This window comes from [Actinomadura] parvosata subsp. kistnae (assembly GCF_900323885.1).
Lineage (GTDB): Bacteria > Actinomycetota > Actinomycetes > Streptosporangiales > Streptosporangiaceae > Nonomuraea > Nonomuraea composti.
Window position 1 is genome coordinate 791,811 of sequence record NZ_OOHJ01000022.1, and the last position, 19,738, is coordinate 811,548.

Genomic DNA, 19,738 nt, shown 5'->3' on the forward strand with positions numbered 1-19,738 from the left:
CTCAGGGCCCGCCGCGGACGTTGCCGTAGGCGAACAGGGTGAGCGGGCCCGGGCCGGTCGCCGGCTGCTCGGCGGTGACGGCCAGGGCCAGCGTGTTCGTCCCGTGCTCGGCCAGGATCCCGGCCGGGAGCGAGAACTCGCGTTGCGGGCCGATGTCGCCGCCGTACTGGCCGACGTTCCAGCCGTTCAGGAAGATCAGCACCCGGTACGCCGGCGACGGGTCGCCGCCGAAGCGCAGGCCGATCGGGACGTCCTGACCCTTGGGCAGGTCCAGCCGGAACGAGGTGCGGTACCAGGTGACGCCGGGGGTCAGGGCGGTCGCCGGGGCGGTCTTCCTCCACGCCTTGTCCTGATATTTCGGCAAATGCCAGCCGACGCGCTCGCCGTACAGGCCGCCGGTGCTGAGAGGGCCGCGCAGCGCGTCCGTGCCGGCTGTGCCCTGGATCTTCCAGGCGATCGGGGTGCCGCCGACAGTGCCGCTGACTGACGCGGCCACCAGACCTCGGGGCTGCTTGAAGCGCAGGTCGTCGGCGATCCAGTCGTCGTTGTGGCCCATGTTGGCGACCAGGACGGCGAGCACGTTGTCCGCGCCCGGCCGGAGCAGGCCGGGCGGGATGGCGAAGTGGCCCGGGCCGGGGTCGGGGTTCGGCGGGGTCGCCTGGTCGCCCGAGTCCGCCTGCACTCCCCCCGCCGCCGCGCCGAGGTAGCGGCCGTTCAGCCAGACGAGGTAGGTGCCGCGCAGGCCGGTGATCGCGTTCAGGTCGATCCCGGTCTCGGCGCCGGTGGCGGTGAAGTGGCCGCGGTACCAGACGTTGCCGTAGTGGTAGCCGTAGTCGTCGGCGTACAGGACGGGCAGGGTCTTGGGCGGGTGCGGGCTGGTGGTCGTGGTGTGGTCGGCGGCCGTCCAGCGGGAGTCGTCGAAGCCGGGCGCCGCCTCGGGCGCCTCGGCGCGCGCCCGCCAGCCGGTCAGCTCGGGCAGCCGCGCGGGGGCCGGCGCCCGCGTGACACCCAGGAGCGAACCACTCGGCGTCCGCGCCACGCGCACGCGTTCACTGGCGCCCTGGCCGGCGGTGAGGTCGAGGCGGGTGGCCGAGGGCGGGGCGAAGACCTCGATCTCGCCGGCGACCGTGTCCGCCGCCAGGCTGACCACGTCCCCGCGCAGGGTGGCCGAGCGGACCAGTTCGGGGCCGCGGACCAGCAGCGGACCGGCCGCCGTGGAGACCCGCCAGAAGCGGGCCGCCTCCTCGTCCGTGCCGATGAGCAGCAGCAGCGGCCGCCGCCCGCCGCCCGTGACCAGCACCCGCGCGAGCCTGTCGTGCGCGTAGTCGAGCCGCAGGTCGCCCCCGCTGTACGCGGCCCGCACCGCCCCTTCGAGCACCTTGACCGAAGGCGCGGACGGGTAGCGGAGGACGGTGGCGCCCGGCGCGCCGGCGGTGCCGTAGAGGAGTGCCACGTCGCGCCCGCCGATGGCGGCGTGGGTCATGATCTCGGAGGTGGAGACGGCGAGCCGCTGCCCGCCGAGGTCGTACCCGGCGACGAGCACGTGCGCGTCCCGCCCCTTCACCCGCACCGGCACCTGGTACCGCCCGTCCGGCGCGGCCCAGTCGAGGGTGGTGGTGTCGGTGCCGGTGGCGGCCCGGTCGGTGTGCCGGACGAGGACGAACTGGGTGCCGGTGTCGGGGTTCGCGCGGGCGACGGTGGTCAGGGCGGCGTCGCCGGGGACGGCGGGCGTGGCGAGGGCGTCGGTCCTGGCCAGCGGCGCGACGGCCTCCAGGAAGTACCCCTGCCGCTTGAACTCGTCGTACTTGGGAGTCGGCCGCCTGGCCTCGGTGAGGGCGGCGCCGTAGTCGTAGGAGGTGTAGACGTCGTTGGGCTGGGCGAGCCAGCCCCAGTTGGTGCCGCCGTAGCCCATGTAGTACGAGAACATCGTGGCGCCGGTCTGGATGAGGTTGTTCTTGTAGAAGAACTTCATGAACGCGGGCCCGGTCAGCTCGCGGCACTTGTCGTATCCGGCGTTGCCGACGTCGATCGCCCCGGCCTGGTACTCGGCGGCGAAGACGGGGATGTCGTCGCGCAGCCGCTCGGTCAGGCCCTCGCCCCACGGCCCCCAGAGGGCGGGGTTCGCGCACTCGAACGACTGCGGGTAGTCGTCCACGCCCGGGATCTGCACCGCGCCGGGCCCGCTGGCCCAGGTCGAGCTCCAGCTCCCGGCGTCGCAGCAGTCGTTGGTGGTGATGGGCACGGTGATGCCGTCGGCCCTGGCCTGGTCCTGGATGTCCTGCATGTAGGCGGCGTCGGTGCCGACCTGGTACTCGTTCTCGGCGTTGTAGAGGATGACCGGGCCGCCGCGCGGGAGCTGGTGGCGGGCGATGATCGGGTTGATGCGGTGCAGCCACTCCCGGTACGCCTCGCGGTAGCCGGGCTCGAAGCTGCGGGCCCGGCCCGGCACGGTCTTGAGCCAGGCGGGGAAGCCGCCGCCGGTGCTCTCGGCGTTGATGTAGGGCCCTGGCCGGGCGATCACGTACAGGCCGGTCTCGCGGGCGGTGCGCAGCAGCCGGTCCACGTCGCGGACGCCACTGAAGTCGTACACGCCGGGCGCCGGCGAGTGGTAGGCCCAGGAGAAGTAGAGCGAGACGGCGTTGAAGCCGGCCGCCTTGAACTTCTCCATCACGTCGCGCCACAGCTCCTGGCTGGGCAGCCGGAAGTAGTGGAACTCGGCCGACTGGAGCACGATCCGGCGGCCGTTCACGATCAGCGAGTACCGGTCGTAGGTGACCTCGGGCGCGCTGCCGGCGCGGGCCGGCGCGACGAGGGCCGCGCAGGTGAGGAGCAGGGCCAGGAGCACCGGGAGCAAGCGCCTCATGGTGGCCTTCCAGGGGGTGGGCTCGGGACGGCACGCGCTCTCATTACTTTGGCCACCATCCAAACAAACGTCAACGATCAGTTCGGCCGCGGGAAACGATCACCACCGGGCGTTACGCGAACGTTACGAGGGGCGCGGAACCCCGCCCGGAACTGTCCTCGCAGCTCACAGGCCCGATGTCAGCAGGGGTAAGTTTTTTTCCGGGTTATTGACGAAAAACACCGCACGTCGGCAGACTCTCCGTCATGTCACACCCCCGTGGCCCCCTGTCACAGCTCCGGCGCGGGCACGAAGAGCTCGTGCTGGGGCTGCTGCGCAAGCACGGCCCCCTCAGCCGGGGCGAGCTGGGCAAGCGTTGCGGGTTGTCGCGTACGACCCTCTACGACATTCTCGCCGAGCTCGTCGCCGGCGGCGCCGTGGTCACCGCCACCTCCCAGGAGGCGCCGCGCGGCCGCGGCAGGCCGGCCGAGACGCTGACCCTCAACCCCGACGCCGGCCAGGCCATCGGCATCGACTTCGCCCGCCGCGCCCTGCACGTCGCCGCCGTCAACCTGGCGCACGAGGTCGTCGGCTCGGCCAGCGAGCCGCACGACGCCGACCTGCCGTGGGAGCAGCGGGTCGAGCTGGCCGTACGGCTCGTCGGCTCGCTCACCGGCACCGGCACGGGCGCGCTGCGGCTGGGCGCGCTCGACGCGATCGGCGTCGGCGTGGTCGGCGTGGTGGGCTCTCAACACGCCGGTGAGGAAGACCGGCCCGCCGAGGAGGGCGGGGCCCAGCCCGGGCCGCATCCCGTGCAAGTGCTGCTGCGCGAGCGGTTCGGCGTCCCGGTGCTGCTGGACAACAACACCCGGCTGGCCGCGCTGGGCGAGAGCATCTGGGGCGCCGCCGCGGGCGGGCAGGACGTGCTGTACCTGCGCCTGTCGCACGGCGTCGGCGGCGGCCTGGTGGTCGGCGGGTCGCTGCACCGCGGCGCGTACGGGCTGTCCGGCGAGTTCGGCCACATCACGGTCGAGCCGGGCGGCGCCCGCTGCGACTGCGGCGGCACCGGCTGCCTGGAGACCGTCGCCTCGATCAGGGCCGTGCTGGACGCCTTCCGCGCCGCCGGCGGCCGGGCCGCGGACGTGCCGGAGCTGGTCAAGGCCGTCCGGGCGGGCGACCAGGCCGCGCTCACCCTGCTCGGCGGCGTCGGCGCCCGGATCGGCGAGGTGCTGGCCGCCCTGTGCAACGCCATCGGCCCGAGCGTGATCGTGATCGGCGGCGAGCTGGCGGAGACCGGCGAGGCGCTGCTGGCGCCGGTCGAGCGGGCGCTGCACGACCACGTCATGCCGGTCTCCCGGCACCGGGTGAGCCTGCGCCGCGCCACGCTCGGCGAGGTCGCCGGCGCGCTCGGCGGCATCGCCCTGGTGCTGCACGAATCCCCCCTGCTTTCCCGCTATCCGGCCGGCCCGGATCTCGCGGAGGACCCGATCCCCGACAAGGAGTCCCGATGACCCAGCTCACCGCGCTGGGCAAGTCGCCGGCGCAGCCCGCCCGGCGCGCCCCCAGCCGCTCGCGGCGCGCCGTCGCGCTCAACCTCGTCGCCGTCGTCATCGGCCTGGTCGTGTGGACGGCGCTGGCCACCGTCGGCGTGCAAGGGCTGCCGGGGCCGCTGGAGGTGGCGGCCAAGGCGGGCGAGCTGATCGCCGACGGCACCCTGCTCACCGACGCGCTGGCCAGCCTGCGCAGGGTGCTCGTCGGCTTCCTGCTCGGCACGCTGCTGGCCGTCCCGGTCGGCTTCCTCATGGGCTGGTACGCCACCGCGCGCGGCCTGCTGGAGCCGTACGTGCAGTTCTTCCGCACGATCCCGCCGCTGGCGATCATCCCGCTGGCCATCGTGCTCATGGGCATCGGCGAGGTGCCCAAGGTCTTCGTGATCTTCCTGGCCGCGTTCCTGTCCAGCGTCGTCTCGACGTTCCAGGGCGTCGTGGACGTGGACAGGACGCTCATCAACGCGGCCCGCGTGCTGGGCGCCTCCGACCGCACCATCTTCCTCAAGGTCGTGGTGCCGGCCTCGACGCCGTTCATCCTGGTCGGGATGCGGGTCGGGCTCGGCTCGGCCTGGGGCACGCTGGTCGCCGCCGAGCTGATCGCCGCCCAGGAGGGGCTGGGCTTCCGGATGCAGCAGGCCCAGCTCTACTACGACCTGTCCACGATCTTCGTGGGCCTGATCGCCATCGGCGTGCTCGGCCTGCTGATGGACCGCCTGCTGCTGCTCGCCGAGCGCCGCCTCACCAACTGGCAGGAGCGCCGATGAACGTCAAGATCTCGTTCAGGGACGTCGTCAAGACGTACCCGTTGAAGGACGACACCTTCACCGCGCTGGACCACGTGTCGCTGGACATCGCCGACCGCGAGTTCGTCACCGTCGTGGGCCCGTCGGGCTGCGGCAAGAGCACGCTGATGAGCATGGCCGCCGGCCTGGTCGAGCCCACGTCGGGCGAGGTGCTGGTGGACGGCTCGCCGGTGGACGGCCCCGGGCCCGACCGGGGGGTGATCTTCCAGCAGTACGCGTTGTTCCCCTGGCTGACCGTGCGCAAGAACGTCGAGTTCGGGCTCAAGCTCATGGACCTGCCCGCCGAGGAGCGCCGGCGGCGCGCCCAGCGGGCGATCGAGCTGGTCGGGCTGGCCGACTTCGCCGACGCGCTGCCCAAGATGCTCTCGGGCGGCATGAAGCAGCGCTGCGCGATCGCCCGCGCGTACGCGGTCGACCCGCAGGTGCTGCTCATGGACGAGCCGTTCGGCGCGCTCGACGCGCTGACCCGGGTGCAGCTCCAGGACCAGCTCCTCGACACGTGGAGCAAGGACCAGCGCACGGTCATGTTCATCACGCACGACGTGGACGAGGCCGTCTACCTGGCCAGCCGGGTGATCGTGATGGCCGCCCGGCCCGGCCGCCTGCACAAGGTCGTCGACGTCGACCTGCCGTACCCGAGGACCGAGGAGATGCGGCTGTCGCCCGAGTTCGGGCGGATCCGCAACGAGGTCTGGCACGCCGTCTACCACCAGGCTCCGGCCGTACCCGCGGCCTAGAAACCCAACCCCCCGGAAAGGACTGATCCGCCATGCGTTCTCTTCGCCGCGCCCTGACGGCCGCCACGGCGGTGAGCCTGCTCGCACTCTCCGTCACCGCCTGCTCCGACGACGGCTCCACGGTCCGGTTCGGCTACATCAGCGACTACAACGGCGCGAGCCTGCTCGCGATCGCGCAGAAGCAGGGCCTCTGGGAGAAGCAGGGGCTCACCCCCGAGATCAAGGTCTTCACGAACGGGCCGCTGCAGATCCAGGCGCTCGGCGCCGGCGACCTCGACTTCGGCTACATCGGCCCGGGCGCCATGTGGCTGCCCGCCACCGGCAAGGCCAAGGTCGTCGCGATCAACACGCTCGCCTACGCCGACCGCGTCATCGGCCGGCCCGGGATCAAGAGCATCGCCGACCTGAAGGGCAAGAAGGTCGGCGTGCCCGAGGGCACGTCCGGTGACATGGTGCTCAACCTGGCCCTGCAGAAGGCCGGCATGAGCGTCAAGGACATCCAGAAGGTGCCGATGGACCCGGCCACCGTCGTCTCGGCGTTCGTCGCCGGGCAGATCGACGCGGCCGGCATCTGGTACCCGCTGATCGACAACATCAAGCAGAAGGTGCCGGACCTGACCGAGCTGGCCAGCACCAAGGAGTGGCCGGACAGCTCGTTCCCGACCGCGTTCGTCGGCGGCACGAAGGTGGACGGCGAGCTCACCAACAAGGTGATCAAGGTGCTGCAGGAGGCCAACGACTGGCGGGCCGCGCACTACGAGGAGTCGATCACGGAGGCGGCGTCACTGCTCAAGCTGGACGCGGCCAAGGTCAAGGCCGACGCCGCCAACGTCAAGGTGATGACCACCGAGGACCTGGTCAACAAGACCAAGGACGGCACCGTGGCGAAGTGGCTCAACAGCCTCGGCGACTTCTTCGTCGGCACCGGCCAGCTCAAGTCCAGGCCCGACCCGGCGACGTACTACACCGGCGACCTCTACACGAAGGCCTTCACCAAGTGAACCTGCTGTTCCTGATGACCGACCAGCACCGCGTCGACACCCTGGGCTGCTACGGCAACCCGCACGTGGCCACGCCCAACCTCGACAGGCTGGCCGCCACCGGCACGCGGTTCGACCGGTTCTACACGCCCACGGCCATCTGCACGCCCGCGCGGGCCAGCCTGCTCACCGGGCAGGCGCCGTTCCGGCACCGGCTGCTGGCGAACTACGAGCGCAACGTCGGCTACCTGGAGGACCTGCGCGAGGACGCGTTCACCTTCCCCGAGGCGCTGAAGGAGCGCGGCTACAACCTGGGGCTGATCGGCAAGTGGCACGGCGGCACCAGCCGCAACGCCGCCTCCTACGGCTTCGACGGCCCCGACCTGCCCGGCTGGCACAACCCGGTCGACCACCCCGACTACCTCGCCTACCTGGAGGAGCGGGGGCTGCCGCCGTACCGGATCTCCGACCTGATCCGCGGCACGACGCCGAACGGCAACCAGGGCAACCTGCTCGCCGCGCGGCTGCACCAGCCGGTCGAGGCCACGTTCGAGCACTACCTGGCGACCCGGGCGATCGAGCACCTGGAGCGGTACGCGGCCGAGGGCAAGCCGTTCTTCCTGGCCACCCACTTCTTCGGGCCGCACCTGCCGTACCTGCTGCCGGACGAGTACTTCGACATGTACGACCCGAGCCTGGTCGAGCTGCCGCCGTCGATCGCGGAGACGTTCGAGGGCAAGCCACCGGTGCAGCGCAACTACAGCGACCACTGGACGTTCGACACGATCCCGATCGAGATCACCCGCAAGCTGATCGCGGTCTACTGGGGCTACGTCACGCTGATCGACCAGCAGATCGGCCGCATCCTCGACCGCATGGACGAGCTGGGCCTGACGGATCAGACGTCGGTGTTCTTCACCTCCGACCACGGCGAGTTCACCGGCGCCCACCGGCTGCACGACAAGGGCCCGGCGATGTACGAGGACATCTACCGCATCTGCGGCATCGTCCGGATCCCGGGGGCTCCGCCGCAGGTCAGGAACGAGTTCGTGTCGCTCACCGACTGCACGGCGACGATCCTGGAGCTGGCCGGCTGCGACCCGAAGTCGGCCGTGGACAGCCGCAGCCTCGTGCCGCTGGTGCGCGGCGAGCACCCCGAGTGGCCGGGCGAGCTGCTCGCCGAGTTCCACGGCCACCACTTCCCCTACCCGCAGCGCATGATCCGCGACGACCGCTACAAGCTGGTCGTCAACCCGGAGTCGGTCAACGAGCTGTACGACCTGCACGCCGACCCGCACGAGCTGAGCAACCGGTACACCCACCCGGAGCTGGCGCCCGTCCGGCGCCGCCTCATGCGCAGGCTGTACGACCTGCTGCGCGAGCGCGGCGACAACTTCTACCACTGGATGACGCCCATGTACGACATCGGCGCCCTCGACTACGACCCGACGCTGAGCTCGTTCGAGAAAGAGACCACTGGTTGATGCGTAAGCTCCTCGGCCTCGCCGCCCTCGCGGCGGGGCTGATCACCCCCCTCCCCGCCGCCGCACCCGCCGCTGGGCAGGCGGCCCCCACCTACTCCAACCCCGTCTCGGCCGGGGTCGTGGACACCTTCCCCGACCCCACGATGATCCGCGCCCAGGACGGCCTCTGGTACGCCTACGGCACCCAGAACCCCGTCTTCAACAGCAAGGGCGAGGACGGCGAGCGCATCCTGCCGATCCTGCGCTCCGCCGACATGGTGACCTGGGAGTACGCCGGCGAGGTGTTCACCCCGCAGACCAAGCCCGCCTGGCACGGCGACGCCCGCCTGTGGGCGCCCGACATCCGCTACATCGGCGGCACCTACTACCTGTACTACTCGCTGGCCAGCGGCGACCTCGGCCTGGCCACCGCCCCCACCCCGACCGGCCCGTGGACCGACCGCGGCGACGTGCTGCCGGCCGCCACCCAGGCGGGCTGCCCCACCGGGCACATCGACCAGGCCCAGTTCACCGACGCCGACGGCGCCCACTACATGTACTGGGGCAGCTACGACGTCATCTGCGTGGCCCGCATGAACGCCGACGCCACCCTCGTCCAGGGCACCGCGACGCAGATCGCCAGGGGCCGCCGCATGGAGGGCGGGTACGTCGTCCGCCGCGGCGGCTACTACTACCTGTTCTACTCCGACGCCGGCTGCTGCGACGGCGCCTACAGCGGTTACCAGGTCAAGGTGGGCCGCTCCACCAGCCCGTCCGGCCCGTTCGTGGACGACGAGGGCGTGGACCTGATGGAGCCGACCAGCAAGGGCGCCATCGTCGTCGGCGCCAACGGCAACAAGTGGGCCGGGCCGGGCCACAGCGGCTTCCAGACCGATCTGTCCGGCCAGGACTGGCTCGTCTACCATGCCATATCCACCGCCGACCCCGACTTCCCGCCGGTCGGCGGCGGGCGGCTGGCCGCGCTGAGCAAGCGGCCGCTGCTGATCGACCGGCTCGACTGGATCGACGGCTGGCCGGTCGTGCGTGCCGGGGCCGGGCCGTCCGAGGGGGCCCAGCCGGCGCCGGTGACCTCGTACGAGGTGGGCGGCACGTTCGGCGAGGGCTCGCTGGCCGGCTGGCGGGCCGAGGGCGGCGCCTGGACGGCCGCGACGGAGCGGGACGCCCACGGCTACGCCTCCTTCAGCGGCGGCCTGTCGTACCTGGCGACGGCCCGCAGGACGGCCTCCGCCGACGTGCGCGCCCAGGCCGACCTGCGGGTCTCGCGGGGTGCGGCGGGGCTGACGCTCGCGTACGTCAACCGCAACAACCACGTGGTGGCCTGGCTGGACAAGGACCGCGGCGTGCTCGTCACCGACGTCGTGATCGGCGGGCGCAGCCGCGGCGAGCAGGTGACCGCGCTGCCCGCCGGGTTCGACCACGACACCTGGCACACGGTGTCCGCCGAGCTGCGCGGCACCGAGCTGTCGGTGCAGGTGAGCGCCGACCGGCTCGGCGACCCGGTCGCGGAGCAGCGGCGCACGCTGCCGCGCGCCGCCGCCCGGCCCGGCTCGGCCGGCGTCGCGGCACGCGGGCGGGCCGACGCCGACAACGTGGGCGCCGCCCAGCTGTACCGGCCGGTCACCCAGCGGGTGCCCGAGCCCGCGCCCGGCGAACTGCTGCCCGAGTTCAGCGACGAGTTCGACGGCGACGCTCTCGGCCCGGCCTGGCAGTGGGTGCGCGGGCCCGCCGCCGGCGTGAGCGTCGCGGGCGGCACGCTGACCTGGCCCACCCAGAACGCCGAGCTGCACCTGGCCAGCAACACCGCCTCCGTGCTGTGGCGGCCGGCGCCGGAAGGCGACTACACGGTCGAGACGAAGGTGCGCTTCGCGCCCACTCAGGCCGCCCAGCAGGCCGGGCTGCTGCTGTACGAGAACGACGACCGCTACTTCAAGATGGCCCACAGCGCGCTGCCGCTCCAGCGGGGCAACGGGGTCGTGCTGCAGATGAGCGAGTTCGGCAAGGAGGGCGAGCGGCCGACGACCACGCCGCCGATCGCCGTCGCGAACGGGCCCATGTTCGGCGGGCCCGCCGCGGAGACGATGTGGCTGCGGCTGTCGTACCACTACGACGCCGCCAACCGCGAGAACGAGGTGCGCGCGGCCACCAGCCGCGACGGCCAGCGCTGGGTGCGCAACGGCGTCTGGACGCTGCCCGCCAAGGGCCCGCTCAAGATCGGTCTCGTCTCGATGAACCGGACGGGCGCGGTCGCCGCGTTCGACTACGTACGGACGTATCGCGACTGAGATCCGAGCCCCCGGTGGCTTCCGTCACCGGGGGCGATTCCCGTTCTGCGAAACGTGTCCCCTCCGGTGCGTCCGGTGTGCTTGACTCCCGCCTGGTGACCTCTTGGGAGGGTTCATGGGGGAGTTGGTGGGGATCGACCCCCGCGGTGCGCACGAGCTGATCCGCCGGATGGAGGCGGTGAAGGCGTTCGTGGGCCGGACGCGGCCCGGGCTCGACGCGGCGATCGCCGAAGCGGGCCAGGACTGGGCCGGCCGCCAGGGCACGACGGCGCTGCACCGCACGTGGGCGTTCCTCGACGAGTCCCAGCGGGACCTGAAGTGGCGGATCGACACGGTGGAGCAGCTCGTGCCGGTGCGCGAGCGCGGCCTGCTGACGGCGGCCTTCCCGTTCGACGCGGAGCCGGAGGCGCGGCGCGCGGCCGAGCAGACCGCCGCCGCCCTCCGCACGGCCCTCGCCACCCCGGACCCGACCGGCCAGGCTCTCGACCAGGTCCTCTCCCCCGCCGCCGCCCAGGTCGCCGACCCGGCCTACGCCGCGGCGCTCCTGGCGGCGCTCGGCCCGGCGCTCTTCGTCCGCGCCCTGCGCCTCCTGACCGAAGCGGGCGCCGGAACGCCCGGCGCACCGCAGGACGCGAGTGGCGCGCACAGCGTGGCGGGCTCGGGTGCCAGGTTGCTGACCAGGGCTTTCGCCAGTGGGGAGCGGACCGGGCGGCTCGGGGACGAGTGGCGGGCGGTGGCGGAGACGGCGCCGCCGGGCGTGCTCGGCGCGCTGGTCTCGCTCGCCCCCCAGTCCGGAACGTTCCTCAACCAGGCGGCGCTCACCCTGCTCGGCCGGCCGGACCCGCCCCACGACGTGCACGGCCTCGTCACGGCCTACGCCGCGAACCCGCTGGCGTTCCAGCAGTTCCTGGCCGAGCACCCCCGCGAGAGCGCGACCCTGCTGGCCGCCGGTGATCCGGCCCTCCAGGAGGCGCTGGACGCGGCGCTCGAGCCGGGCGTGGGCGCGGAAGGGCTGCGGGCGCGGGCGTGGGCGAACGTCCGGGGCAGCTCGGGCGGCTGACGATGCCGACCAGGGACCAGTTGCTCCGCGAGGCCGCCGACAAGGAGGCGCTGGCCGTCACGTTCCTGCGTTACGCCAGGGCGCTGCCGGAGGCGCTGGAGGGCCTGCCGGCGCGCCCGTCCGATCACGAGACCTTCTGGCGGGGCCCGGCCGCGCAGCGGTTCGTCACGCAGGTGATCAGGCTGCGCGGGGAGCTGGACGATTTGGAGGACGCCTGCCTGGCCACCGCCGAGAGCCTGCGCCGCCGCGCCCGGCGGCTGCGCGAGCAGGCCGCCCAGGTCGCCGGCCCGGCCTAGAGGTTTCAGTGGGTGCCCACGTCCGACGACAGCCGCTGGGCGAGGTAGACGGGGATCAGCGAGGCGACGATGAGCGCGGCGGCCACGACGTTCACCACGGGGGCCTGGTTCGGCCGGAAGAGGTTCTCGAAGATCCAGATGGGCAGCGTCCGCACCCCGGCCCCCGCCGTGAACGTGGTCACGATGATCTCGTCGAACGACAGCGCGAACGCCAGCAGCCCGCCCGCCAGCAGCGCCGACCGGATCAGGGGGAACGTCACCAGCCGGAACGTGGTGAAAGGCCCCGCCCCGAGGTCGGCCGACGCCTCCTCCAGGCCGATCCCCGTGCGCCGCAGCCGCGCCAGCACGTTGTTGTAGACGGTCACGACGCAGAACGTGGCGTGCCCGACGACCACGGTGAACAACCCGAGCCCCACCCCGAACGGCTCCAGCACGGTACGGAAGGCGTTGTTGAGCGCGATGCCCGTGACGATGCCGGGCAGCGCGATGGGCAGGATGATCACCAGCGAGACGGCCTGCCGTCCGAAGAAGCGGTGGCGCTGCACGGCGAAGGCCGCCATCGTGCCGAGCACCAGCGCGATCGCGGTGGCCCCGAGCCCGGCCCGGACGGAGGTCCAGAGCGCCTCGCGCACCCCGGAGGAGGCCCAGGCGGCGCCCCACCACCGCAGCGTCAGCCCGGCCGGCGGCCAGCCGAAGGTGCGGTCGGCGTTGACGGAGTTGAGCAGCACGACGGCCAGCGGCACGTAGATGACGGCGAGGCCGGCCGCGAGCGCGAGCCGGAGCAGCAGCCGGGCCGGCCGGGACAGGTTCACAGGCTCTCCAGGGCGCCGGTGCGGCGCACGGCCGCGAGGTAACCGAGCATGACGACGACGGGCACGGTGGCCACGGCGGCGGCGAACGGCAGGTCGCCGGCGGCGCCGATGTTGTCGTAGACGACGTTGCCGATGAGCTGGCTCCGCCCGCCGACGATCTTGACGGCGATGTAGTCGCCCAGCGACAGCGAGAACGTGAAGATCGACCCGGCGATCACGGCCGGGAAGGTCAGCGGCCACACGACCGTACGGAAGACCTGCCAGGAGCGGGCGCCGAGGTCGCCCGCGGCCTCCAGCAGCGAGCCGGGCAACCGCTCCAGCCCCGCGTAGATGGGCAGGATCATGTACGGCAGCCACAGGTAGGCCAGCGTCAGCACCGTGGCGGTCAGGCCGAAGCCCCAGCCGAGCAGCCCGCCGGACGACAGCATCACCCGCCACGCGTACGCCTTGACCAGGTAGCTCGCCCACAGCGGGGTCAGCACGGCGATCACCAGCCAGCGCCGCGTGCGCGGCCCGGCCAGCTTGGCCATCGCGAACGCCATGGGGAAGGCCACCACGAGGTCGATGGCCGTCACCGCGAGCGCCACCCCGACCGAGCGCAGCACGATCGTCCGGTAGACCTCGCCGGTGGCCAGGTCCAGGAAGTTCGCCCAGGTGAACGTCCGGTTCAGGGTGCCGGTGAAGGTGTCCACCGAGTGGAACGCGGTGACGAGCAGCGCCGCCAGCGCCCCCAGGTACGCCAGCCCGAGCCAGGCCAGCGGCGCCGACAGCAGCAGCGCCAGGCGCACCCCCGCCCTGCGGTGCAGGAAGGCGCCGGCCCGGCTCACCCCTTGATCTCCGTCCAGGCCCGCGTCCAGGCGGCGTAGTCCTTGCAGGTGACGTTCGTGCGGCCGTCGAGGCACTGGGCGATCGGGGTGGTCCAGTAGTGCACCTTGGAGAAGTACGCCTCGTCGGTGGCGTGGAAGGTCGCGCAGTGCTGGGGGTCGGCGGTCTCCGCGCACGCCTTCGCGTTCGACGGCGCCTCGCCGAAGTACTCGGCGACCTGCGCGTTCGCGGTGGGCGAGATGATCCAGTCCAGCCACCGGTACGCGCAGTTGGGGTGCGCGGCCCTGGCGGCCACCATCCACGTGTCGGACCAGCCGGTCGCGCCCTCCTTCGGCAGCACGGCCTCGACGGGGGCCCGCTCGCTCTTGGCCACGTTCACGATGACCTGCCAGGTGGTGCCGACGACCGAGTCGCCGCTCTTGAACGCCTGGATCTCCTTGGTGTAGTCGGACCAGTACTCGCCGACGACCTGCTTCTGCTGCTTGAGCAGGTCCACGGCGGCCTGGAACTGCCGGTCGTCCAGCGCGTACGGGCTCCTGATCCCGAGGTCGGGCCGGGTGGCCATGAGGTAGACGGCGGCGTCGGCGAGGTAGATGGGCGAGTCGTAGGCCGTGACCTTGCCCTTGTAGGGCGAGTTCGGGTCGAAGACGACGCTCCAGGAGTCGGGGGCGGGCCTGACCGTGTCGGTGCGCCACATCAGCAGGTTGGCGCCGCGGCCGTGCGGCACCCCGTACGGGACGCCGTTCACGGAGTTCCACGGCTTGCTCTTCAGGCCGTCGAACACGTCGGTGTAGTTGGGGATGAGGCTGGTGTTGACCGGGGCGACGGTGCCGGCCGCGATGAGGCGCAGCGAGGCGTCGCCGGAGGCGGAGACGGCGTCGTACTGGCCGGTGCGCATGAGCGCGACCATCTCGTCCGAGGTGCCGGCCACCTTCACGTTCACCTGGCAGCCGGTCTCCTGCTCGAACGGGGTGACCCAGTCCACCTTGGGGTCGTTGCTCCCGTCCTCGACGTAGCCGGCCCACGCGACGAGGTCGACCTGCCCCTCGCCGGTGCCGAGGGCCTGCGGGGCGCTCAGCCGGGGCGGGACGAACCCGCTCTGGCCGGGGGCGGGGGCGCCCGTGGTGGGGGTGGTGCCGCCGCAGGCGGCGGCGAGCGCGAGGGCCGCCGCCGCGAGGGCCGATCCGATCCGTCGCATGGCCTTCTTCTCCTCCGGGGTCGCGAGGTGGTGGTCAGGTGATGGCGAACTCGTGGCGCCGCTGCCACACGAGCCGGACGCGGGCGCCTCTCAGGCCGAGCACCTCCATGGAGGAGACCTGGAGGTTCTGCTGGAGGGCGATCAGCCGGCCGCCGGCGTCGAGGTCCACGACGAACCGGGTGGCGGGGCCCGCGTACACGACCTCCGCGACCGTCCCCGCCGCCGAGCGCTCGTCGGGGCCGGCCAGGGCGTCCGCGCCGGGCACCACGCGCAGCTTCTCCGGCCGCACGCTGTACGTGCCGGAGCGGCCGAGCAGCTTCTCGGCGGCGGCGCCCGCGATGAGGTTGGACGTGCCGACGAACCCGGCCACGAACGCGGTCGCGGGCCGCTCGTACACCTCGGCGGGCGTGCCGACCTGCTCGATCCGGCCCCGGTCGAACACCGCCACCCGGTCGCTCATCGTCAGCGCCTCCTCCTGGTCGTGCGTGACGAACAGGAACGTGATGCCGACCGCGCGCTGCAGCTCCTTCAGCTCGACCTGCATCTCCTCGCGCAGCTTGAGGTCGAGCGCGCCCAGGGGCTCGTCGAGCAGCAGCACGCGCGGCCGGTTGACCAGCGTCCTGGCCAGCGCGACCCGCTGCCGCTGGCCGCCGGAGAGCTGGGCCGGGCGGCGGGACTCGAAGCCCGCCAGCCGCACCGAGCGCAGCGCGGCCAGGGCCCGCTCGCGCCGCTCGGCCTTGGGGACCTTCTTCACGCGCAGGCCGTACTCGACGTTGGCCAGCACGTTCATGTGCGGGAACAGGGCGTAGTCCTGGAAGACGGTGTTGACGTCGCGCTCGAACGGGGCCAGCCGGGTGACGTCGGCGCCGCCCAGCTCGATCGTGCCGGCCGTGGGCGGCTCGAAGCCGGCGATCATGCGCAGCACCGTGGTCTTGCCCGATCCGGACGGCCCCAGCATCGCGAAGAACTCGCCGTCGCGGACCTCCAGATCGATCCCGTCGACGGCCGTGACCGGCCCGAACTCCTTGCGCAGCCCGCGTAAGCCGACGGCTGTCTCACTGCCTGGCATAACCTGAAACATATGATTTCAAAGGTTTTGCGACAAGGGCGGCTCCTGTATCAATGTCGTTGACGTCGGAGAGGTGGGGGGGCGATGGGCGCGAGTGGATCCCACCCGGCCGTGTTCGCGCCCGTAGGAGGCGCCGGCCGGGTGGACGCGGTCGTGCGCCGCCTGTCCGACGCCATCGCGCTCGGCCTGCTGGCCGACGGGGAGCAGCTGCCCAGCGAGGCCGAGCTGGCCGCCCGGCTCGGCGTCTCCACGGTCACCTTGCGGGAGGCGCTGATGGCGCTGCGCCAGCAGGGGCTGGTCGAGACGCGGCGCGGGCGCGGCGGCGGCAGCTTCGTCCGTACGCCGAGCGAGCCGCCCGAGCTGGGGGCGCGGCTGCGCGCGTTCACCGTGGACGAGCTGCGCGACCTGGGCGACCACTACGCGGCCATCGCGGGCGCGGCGGCCCGGCTGGCGGCCCTGCGCGCCCTGCCCGGCGACATCGCACCCCTGCGGCGCACCCTCGACGCCATGGCCCGCGCCCGCGCCGCCGCGGCGGAGACGGGCGCTGCGGCGGGGGCAGGCGCGGCGGGCGGACCAGGTGCCGCCGCCGATCATGGAGCGGTGTTGCGCCGGCTCGACGGGCGGTTTCACATCGAGGTGGCCGCCGCCTCCCAGTCGGCACGACTCACTCAGGAGGAGATCCGGTTACAGGCCGACATCGGGCCGTTGCTCTGGCTTCCGTACGACGAGCCCGGCAGGCACGATGAGGCCACGGCCCAGCATCGCGCCATCGCCGAGGCCATCCGCCGCGCCGACCCCGACCTGGCCGCGACCTGGCCGAACAGCATGTGCTCGACGCGATCGAACGGCTCATCGAGCTGCGGTTGCGGCTCGGCTGACGGCTGACCGCGCGCCGCGGAGCGGGAGCCTCCGGCCGTGCCGGGCGCGACCACCGGCACGGAGGTAGCAGCGCGATGCCCCAGCCCCCGACTCCCGTCCCGCCCACCGCCGCGACCGCGCCCGTCGGGCGGGCCGTCTCCCGCATCGGCGAGACCGTGCGGGGCGTGTTCACCGTCCTGGACGAGGTGCGCGCCCGCACCGCCGCGCTCGCCCGCGCCCGGCGGCCCCTGACCAGGGGCGACCTGGCGGCCCTGCGGCCGCTGCTCTTCCGCCACCTCGGCGGGCTCATCGCGGGCATCGGGTTCATCGCCGCGCCGGGCCTGCTGGCGGACGCGCCGTGGTACCTGGAGTGGTGGCAGGACGACCCGTCGGGCCCGCCGGTGCAGCTCCTGCGCGACCTCGACCCGGCCAGCAGCGCGTTCTACGACTACACGCACTGGGAGTGGTACGCGGGGCCGAGCGAGGGGGCGGAGCGGACGATCTGCGGGCCGTACGTGGACTACCTGTGCACCGACGAGTACAGCCTCACGCTGTCGGTGCCGGTGACGGCCGGGGGCGCGTTCGTGGGGGTGGCGGCGGCGGACGTGTTCGTGCGGCGGTTCGAGGGGGCGGTGGTGCCGGTGCTGCGGGAGGTGCCGGTGCCGGCGTTCGTGATCAGCGCGGCCGGGCGGGTCGTGGCGTCCAACACCGCCAGGTGGATCGGCGGGTCGGTGTTCCGTGGCGAGGCGGGGTTCGCCGTGCATCCGTGCGACGGGCTGCCGCTGTCGGTCGTCGCCGCAAGCGCCGCAAGCCCCTTGCGGTCTTAACGCAAGAATTTGAGGGATTACTGAAAGTCGTTCACAGGCTCTTGTGGAGCGGTGTGCGCGGGGCCTACTGTCGCCTCACCCCCCGAGAGAATCGAGCACGCATGCCCCGTAGCACCCTCACCGCGGCGCTCCTCGTGGCCGCCGTCGCCTGCGGGCTGACGGCCCCGCCCGCCCTGGCGGCTTCCTCGGCGCCGGCGCCGGAAGTGACGCGGGCGGCGCTGGATCCGGCGCTCGTCGCGGGCCGGGGCGCCGCCGTGGCGTTCGACGAGCAGGAGGCGGAGAACGCGGCCACGAACGGCACGGTCATCGGCCCCGACCGCAGCGCGTACACGCTGCCCGCCGAGGCGTCCGGGCGCAAGGCGGTGCGGCTGGCGCCCGGGCAGCACGTCGAGTTCACGCTGCCCGCCAGGGCGAACGCGATCACCGTGCGCTACAGCATCCCCGACGCGCCCGGCGGGGCGGCATCACCGCGCCGCTCGACGTCACCGTCAACGGCGGGCGCCGCACCACGATGACGCTGACCTCGCAGTACTCCTGGCTCTACAACCAGTACCCGTTCTCCAACGACCCCGGCGCCGGCCTGCTGCACCCCGACTGGTGGATCACCGAGTGCGCCTGCGTGCCCGCCGCGACCACGCCGCCGCCCGTCATCGCCAAGCCGTTCCGGCCCAGCCACTTCTACGACGAGCAGCGCCTGCTCCTCGGCCGCACCTACCGGGCGGGCGACCGCGTCCGGCTGACCGCGCCGGCGGGCCGGGCGGCGGAGTGGACGGTCATCGACCTGCTCGACTCCGAGCTCGTCGGCCCGCCCAAGGTGGAGCTGCGCGCGGCGAACGTGCTGGCCTTCGGCGCGGACCCGACCGGCCGGCGCGACTCCGCGGGCGCGATCGAGCAGGCCATCGCGTACGCCAAGCGCAAGCGGCTGAAGGTGTACCTGCCGCCGGGCACGTACCAGGTGAACCGGCACATCATCGTCGACGACGTGACGATCACCGGCGCGGGCAGCTGGTACACCGTCGTCAAGGGCCGCGAGGTCGCCCTGCCCGAACAGGCGCCCGACGGCTCCGTGCACACCGGCGTCGGCTTCTACGGCAGGCCCGCCGCCGAGGGCGGCAGCCGCAACGTGCACCTGTCGGGCTTCGCGATCGAGGGCGACGTCCGCGAGCGCATCGACACCGACCAGGTCAACGGCATCGGCGGCGCGATGAGCGACTCCACCATCGACGGCCTGCACATCCGGCACACCAAGGCCGGCATGTGGTTCGACGGCCCGATGTCGAACCTGCGCGTCACGAACACGATCATCGTCGACCAGATCGCCGACGCCGTGAACTTCCACACCGGCGTCACGAACTCGTCCGTCTCGAACAGCTTCATCCGCAACAGCGGCGACGACGCCCTGGCCATGTGGTCGGAGAAGAGCGCGAACGCGGGCAACACGTTCGACCACAACACCGTGCAGTCGCCCGTCCTGGCCAACGGCATCGCCGTCTACGGCGGCACCGACAACACGATCTCGGGCAACCTCGTCGCCGACCCCGTCAGGGAGGGCAGCGCGCTCCAGGTCGGCTCCCGCTTCGGCGCCGAGCCGTTCGCCGGCCGCCTCGACATCACCGGCAACACCACCGTGCGCGCCGGCACGTACGAGCTGAACTGGAACATCGGGCTGGGCGCCATCTGGTTCTACGCGCTGGAGCGGGACATCGCCGCCGACATCCGCGTCACCGGCAACGACTTCCTCGACACCACCTACAACGCGATCATGCTGGTGAGCGAGTGGTCGGTGAAGGACCTGTACGCGATCACGAACGTGCACTTCAAGGACCTGCGCGTGGACGGCACCGGCACGTCGGTGGTCAGCGCCCGGGTGAAGGGGTCGGCCACGTTCGAGAACGTCGACGCCCGCAACGTCGGCGCGGTGGGCGTCAACAACTGCGGCTCGTTCGGCTTCCCCGCCACCGGTTCCGAGTTCTCCCTGGAGGATCGCGGCGGGAACGACGGCGGCTGGCTGGCGCCCTGGCTGCTGCCCAACACGATCACCTGCGACGACCGCCCGCCGGTCGTCCCGCCGCCCGCCCCGTCCCCCTGGTGACCCCCGCCTGCCGGGCAGGCGGC

Annotated in this window: 16 protein-coding genes and 1 pseudogene; 12 read left to right on the top strand and 5 right to left on the bottom strand. The window is 72.6% G+C overall.

The genetic code is table 11. From position 1 onward, the window contains the following. Window position 1: 1 nt before the first annotated feature. A complete protein-coding gene (locus KIS93_RS46355) occupies window positions 2–2,863 on the bottom strand; it encodes a beta-galactosidase (RefSeq protein ID WP_080041670.1) in 2,862 nt (953 codons plus the stop codon). A gap of 245 nt (window positions 2,864–3,108) precedes the next feature. Between KIS93_RS46355 and KIS93_RS46360 the strand changes: the two genes are divergently transcribed. From KIS93_RS46360 to KIS93_RS46395, 8 genes are all read left to right on the top strand, one after another. Then, the gene (locus tag KIS93_RS46360) at window positions 3,109–4,353 is read left to right on the top strand and encodes an ROK family transcriptional regulator (RefSeq protein WP_080041671.1); all 1,245 of its coding nucleotides are present in this window, start codon (window positions 3,109–3,111) and stop codon (window positions 4,351–4,353) included. After that, window positions 4,350–5,156 (top strand): ABC transporter permease, encoded by an 807-nt coding sequence (locus KIS93_RS46365; RefSeq protein WP_080041672.1) that lies wholly within the window; start codon window positions 4,350–4,352, stop codon window positions 5,154–5,156. Before KIS93_RS46360 ends, KIS93_RS46365 begins: the two co-directional genes overlap by 4 nt. Then, window positions 5,153–5,932, top strand: coding sequence for an ABC transporter ATP-binding protein (locus KIS93_RS46370; RefSeq protein WP_080041673.1), 780 nt, complete (start codon window positions 5,153–5,155; stop codon window positions 5,930–5,932). Before KIS93_RS46365 ends, KIS93_RS46370 begins: the two co-directional genes overlap by 4 nt. A 32-nt stretch (window positions 5,933–5,964) precedes the next feature. After that, window positions 5,965–6,933, top strand: a complete 969-nt coding sequence (locus tag KIS93_RS46375) for an aliphatic sulfonate ABC transporter substrate-binding protein (RefSeq protein WP_080041674.1) — start codon at window positions 5,965–5,967, stop codon at window positions 6,931–6,933. Further along, complete coding sequence (locus tag KIS93_RS46380) at window positions 6,930–8,396, top strand: sulfatase family protein (RefSeq protein WP_080041675.1); 1,467 nt, start codon at window positions 6,930–6,932, stop codon at window positions 8,394–8,396. Before KIS93_RS46375 ends, KIS93_RS46380 begins: the two co-directional genes overlap by 4 nt. Next, entirely contained in the window at window positions 8,396–10,678 is a 2,283-nt protein-coding gene (locus KIS93_RS46385) for a family 43 glycosylhydrolase (RefSeq protein ID WP_080041676.1), read from the top strand. The genes KIS93_RS46380 and KIS93_RS46385 overlap by 1 nt, the downstream gene beginning before the upstream one ends. 115 nt (window positions 10,679–10,793) lie before the next feature. Next, complete coding sequence (locus tag KIS93_RS46390) at window positions 10,794–11,738, top strand: hypothetical protein (protein ID WP_080041677.1); 945 nt, start codon at window positions 10,794–10,796, stop codon at window positions 11,736–11,738. Continuing rightward, the gene (locus KIS93_RS46395; protein ID WP_080041678.1) at window positions 11,705–12,034 is read left to right on the top strand and encodes a hypothetical protein; all 330 of its coding nucleotides are present in this window, start codon (window positions 11,705–11,707) and stop codon (window positions 12,032–12,034) included. The genes KIS93_RS46390 and KIS93_RS46395 overlap by 34 nt, the downstream gene beginning before the upstream one ends. 5 nt (window positions 12,035–12,039) lie before the next feature. Here the strand turns inward: KIS93_RS46395 and KIS93_RS46400 are convergent, their stop codons facing one another. The 4 genes from KIS93_RS46400 to KIS93_RS46415 are packed head-to-tail and all read right to left on the bottom strand — an operon-like array spanning window position 12,040 to window position 15,938. Next, entirely contained in the window at window positions 12,040–12,846 is an 807-nt protein-coding gene (locus KIS93_RS46400; RefSeq protein WP_080041679.1) for an ABC transporter permease, read from the bottom strand. Then, window positions 12,843–13,673, bottom strand: a complete 831-nt coding sequence (locus KIS93_RS46405) for an ABC transporter permease (RefSeq protein WP_080041680.1) — start codon at window positions 13,671–13,673, stop codon at window positions 12,843–12,845. The genes KIS93_RS46400 and KIS93_RS46405 overlap by 4 nt, the downstream gene beginning before the upstream one ends. Continuing rightward, entirely contained in the window at window positions 13,670–14,869 is a 1,200-nt protein-coding gene (locus tag KIS93_RS46410; RefSeq protein WP_080041681.1) for an ABC transporter substrate-binding protein, read from the bottom strand. The genes KIS93_RS46405 and KIS93_RS46410 overlap by 4 nt, the downstream gene beginning before the upstream one ends. A gap of 34 nt (window positions 14,870–14,903) precedes the next feature. Further along, the gene (locus KIS93_RS46415) at window positions 14,904–15,938 is read right to left on the bottom strand and encodes an ABC transporter ATP-binding protein (RefSeq protein ID WP_080041682.1); all 1,035 of its coding nucleotides are present in this window, start codon (window positions 15,936–15,938) and stop codon (window positions 14,904–14,906) included. 84 nt (window positions 15,939–16,022) lie between these two features. Here KIS93_RS46415 and KIS93_RS46420 point away from each other — a divergent pair, with 84 nt between their 5' ends. From KIS93_RS46420 to KIS93_RS46430, 4 genes and pseudogenes are all read left to right on the top strand, one after another. Beyond that, complete coding sequence (locus KIS93_RS46420; RefSeq protein WP_222107895.1) at window positions 16,023–16,823, top strand: FadR/GntR family transcriptional regulator; 801 nt, start codon at window positions 16,023–16,025, stop codon at window positions 16,821–16,823. 68 nt (window positions 16,824–16,891) lie between these two features. Then, window positions 16,892–17,623, top strand: coding sequence for a cache domain-containing protein (locus KIS93_RS46425; protein WP_080041684.1), 732 nt, complete (start codon window positions 16,892–16,894; stop codon window positions 17,621–17,623). A gap of 101 nt (window positions 17,624–17,724) precedes the next feature. Beyond that, window positions 17,725–18,365 (top strand): annotated as a pseudogene (locus KIS93_RS69300) (glycosyl hydrolase family 28-related protein); the annotation flags it as partial. A 93-nt stretch (window positions 18,366–18,458) separates the two neighbouring features. Beyond that, window positions 18,459–19,715 (top strand): glycosyl hydrolase family 28-related protein, encoded by a 1,257-nt coding sequence (locus KIS93_RS46430; protein WP_420895889.1) that lies wholly within the window; start codon window positions 18,459–18,461, stop codon window positions 19,713–19,715. Window positions 19,716–19,738: the final 23 nt, after the last annotated feature.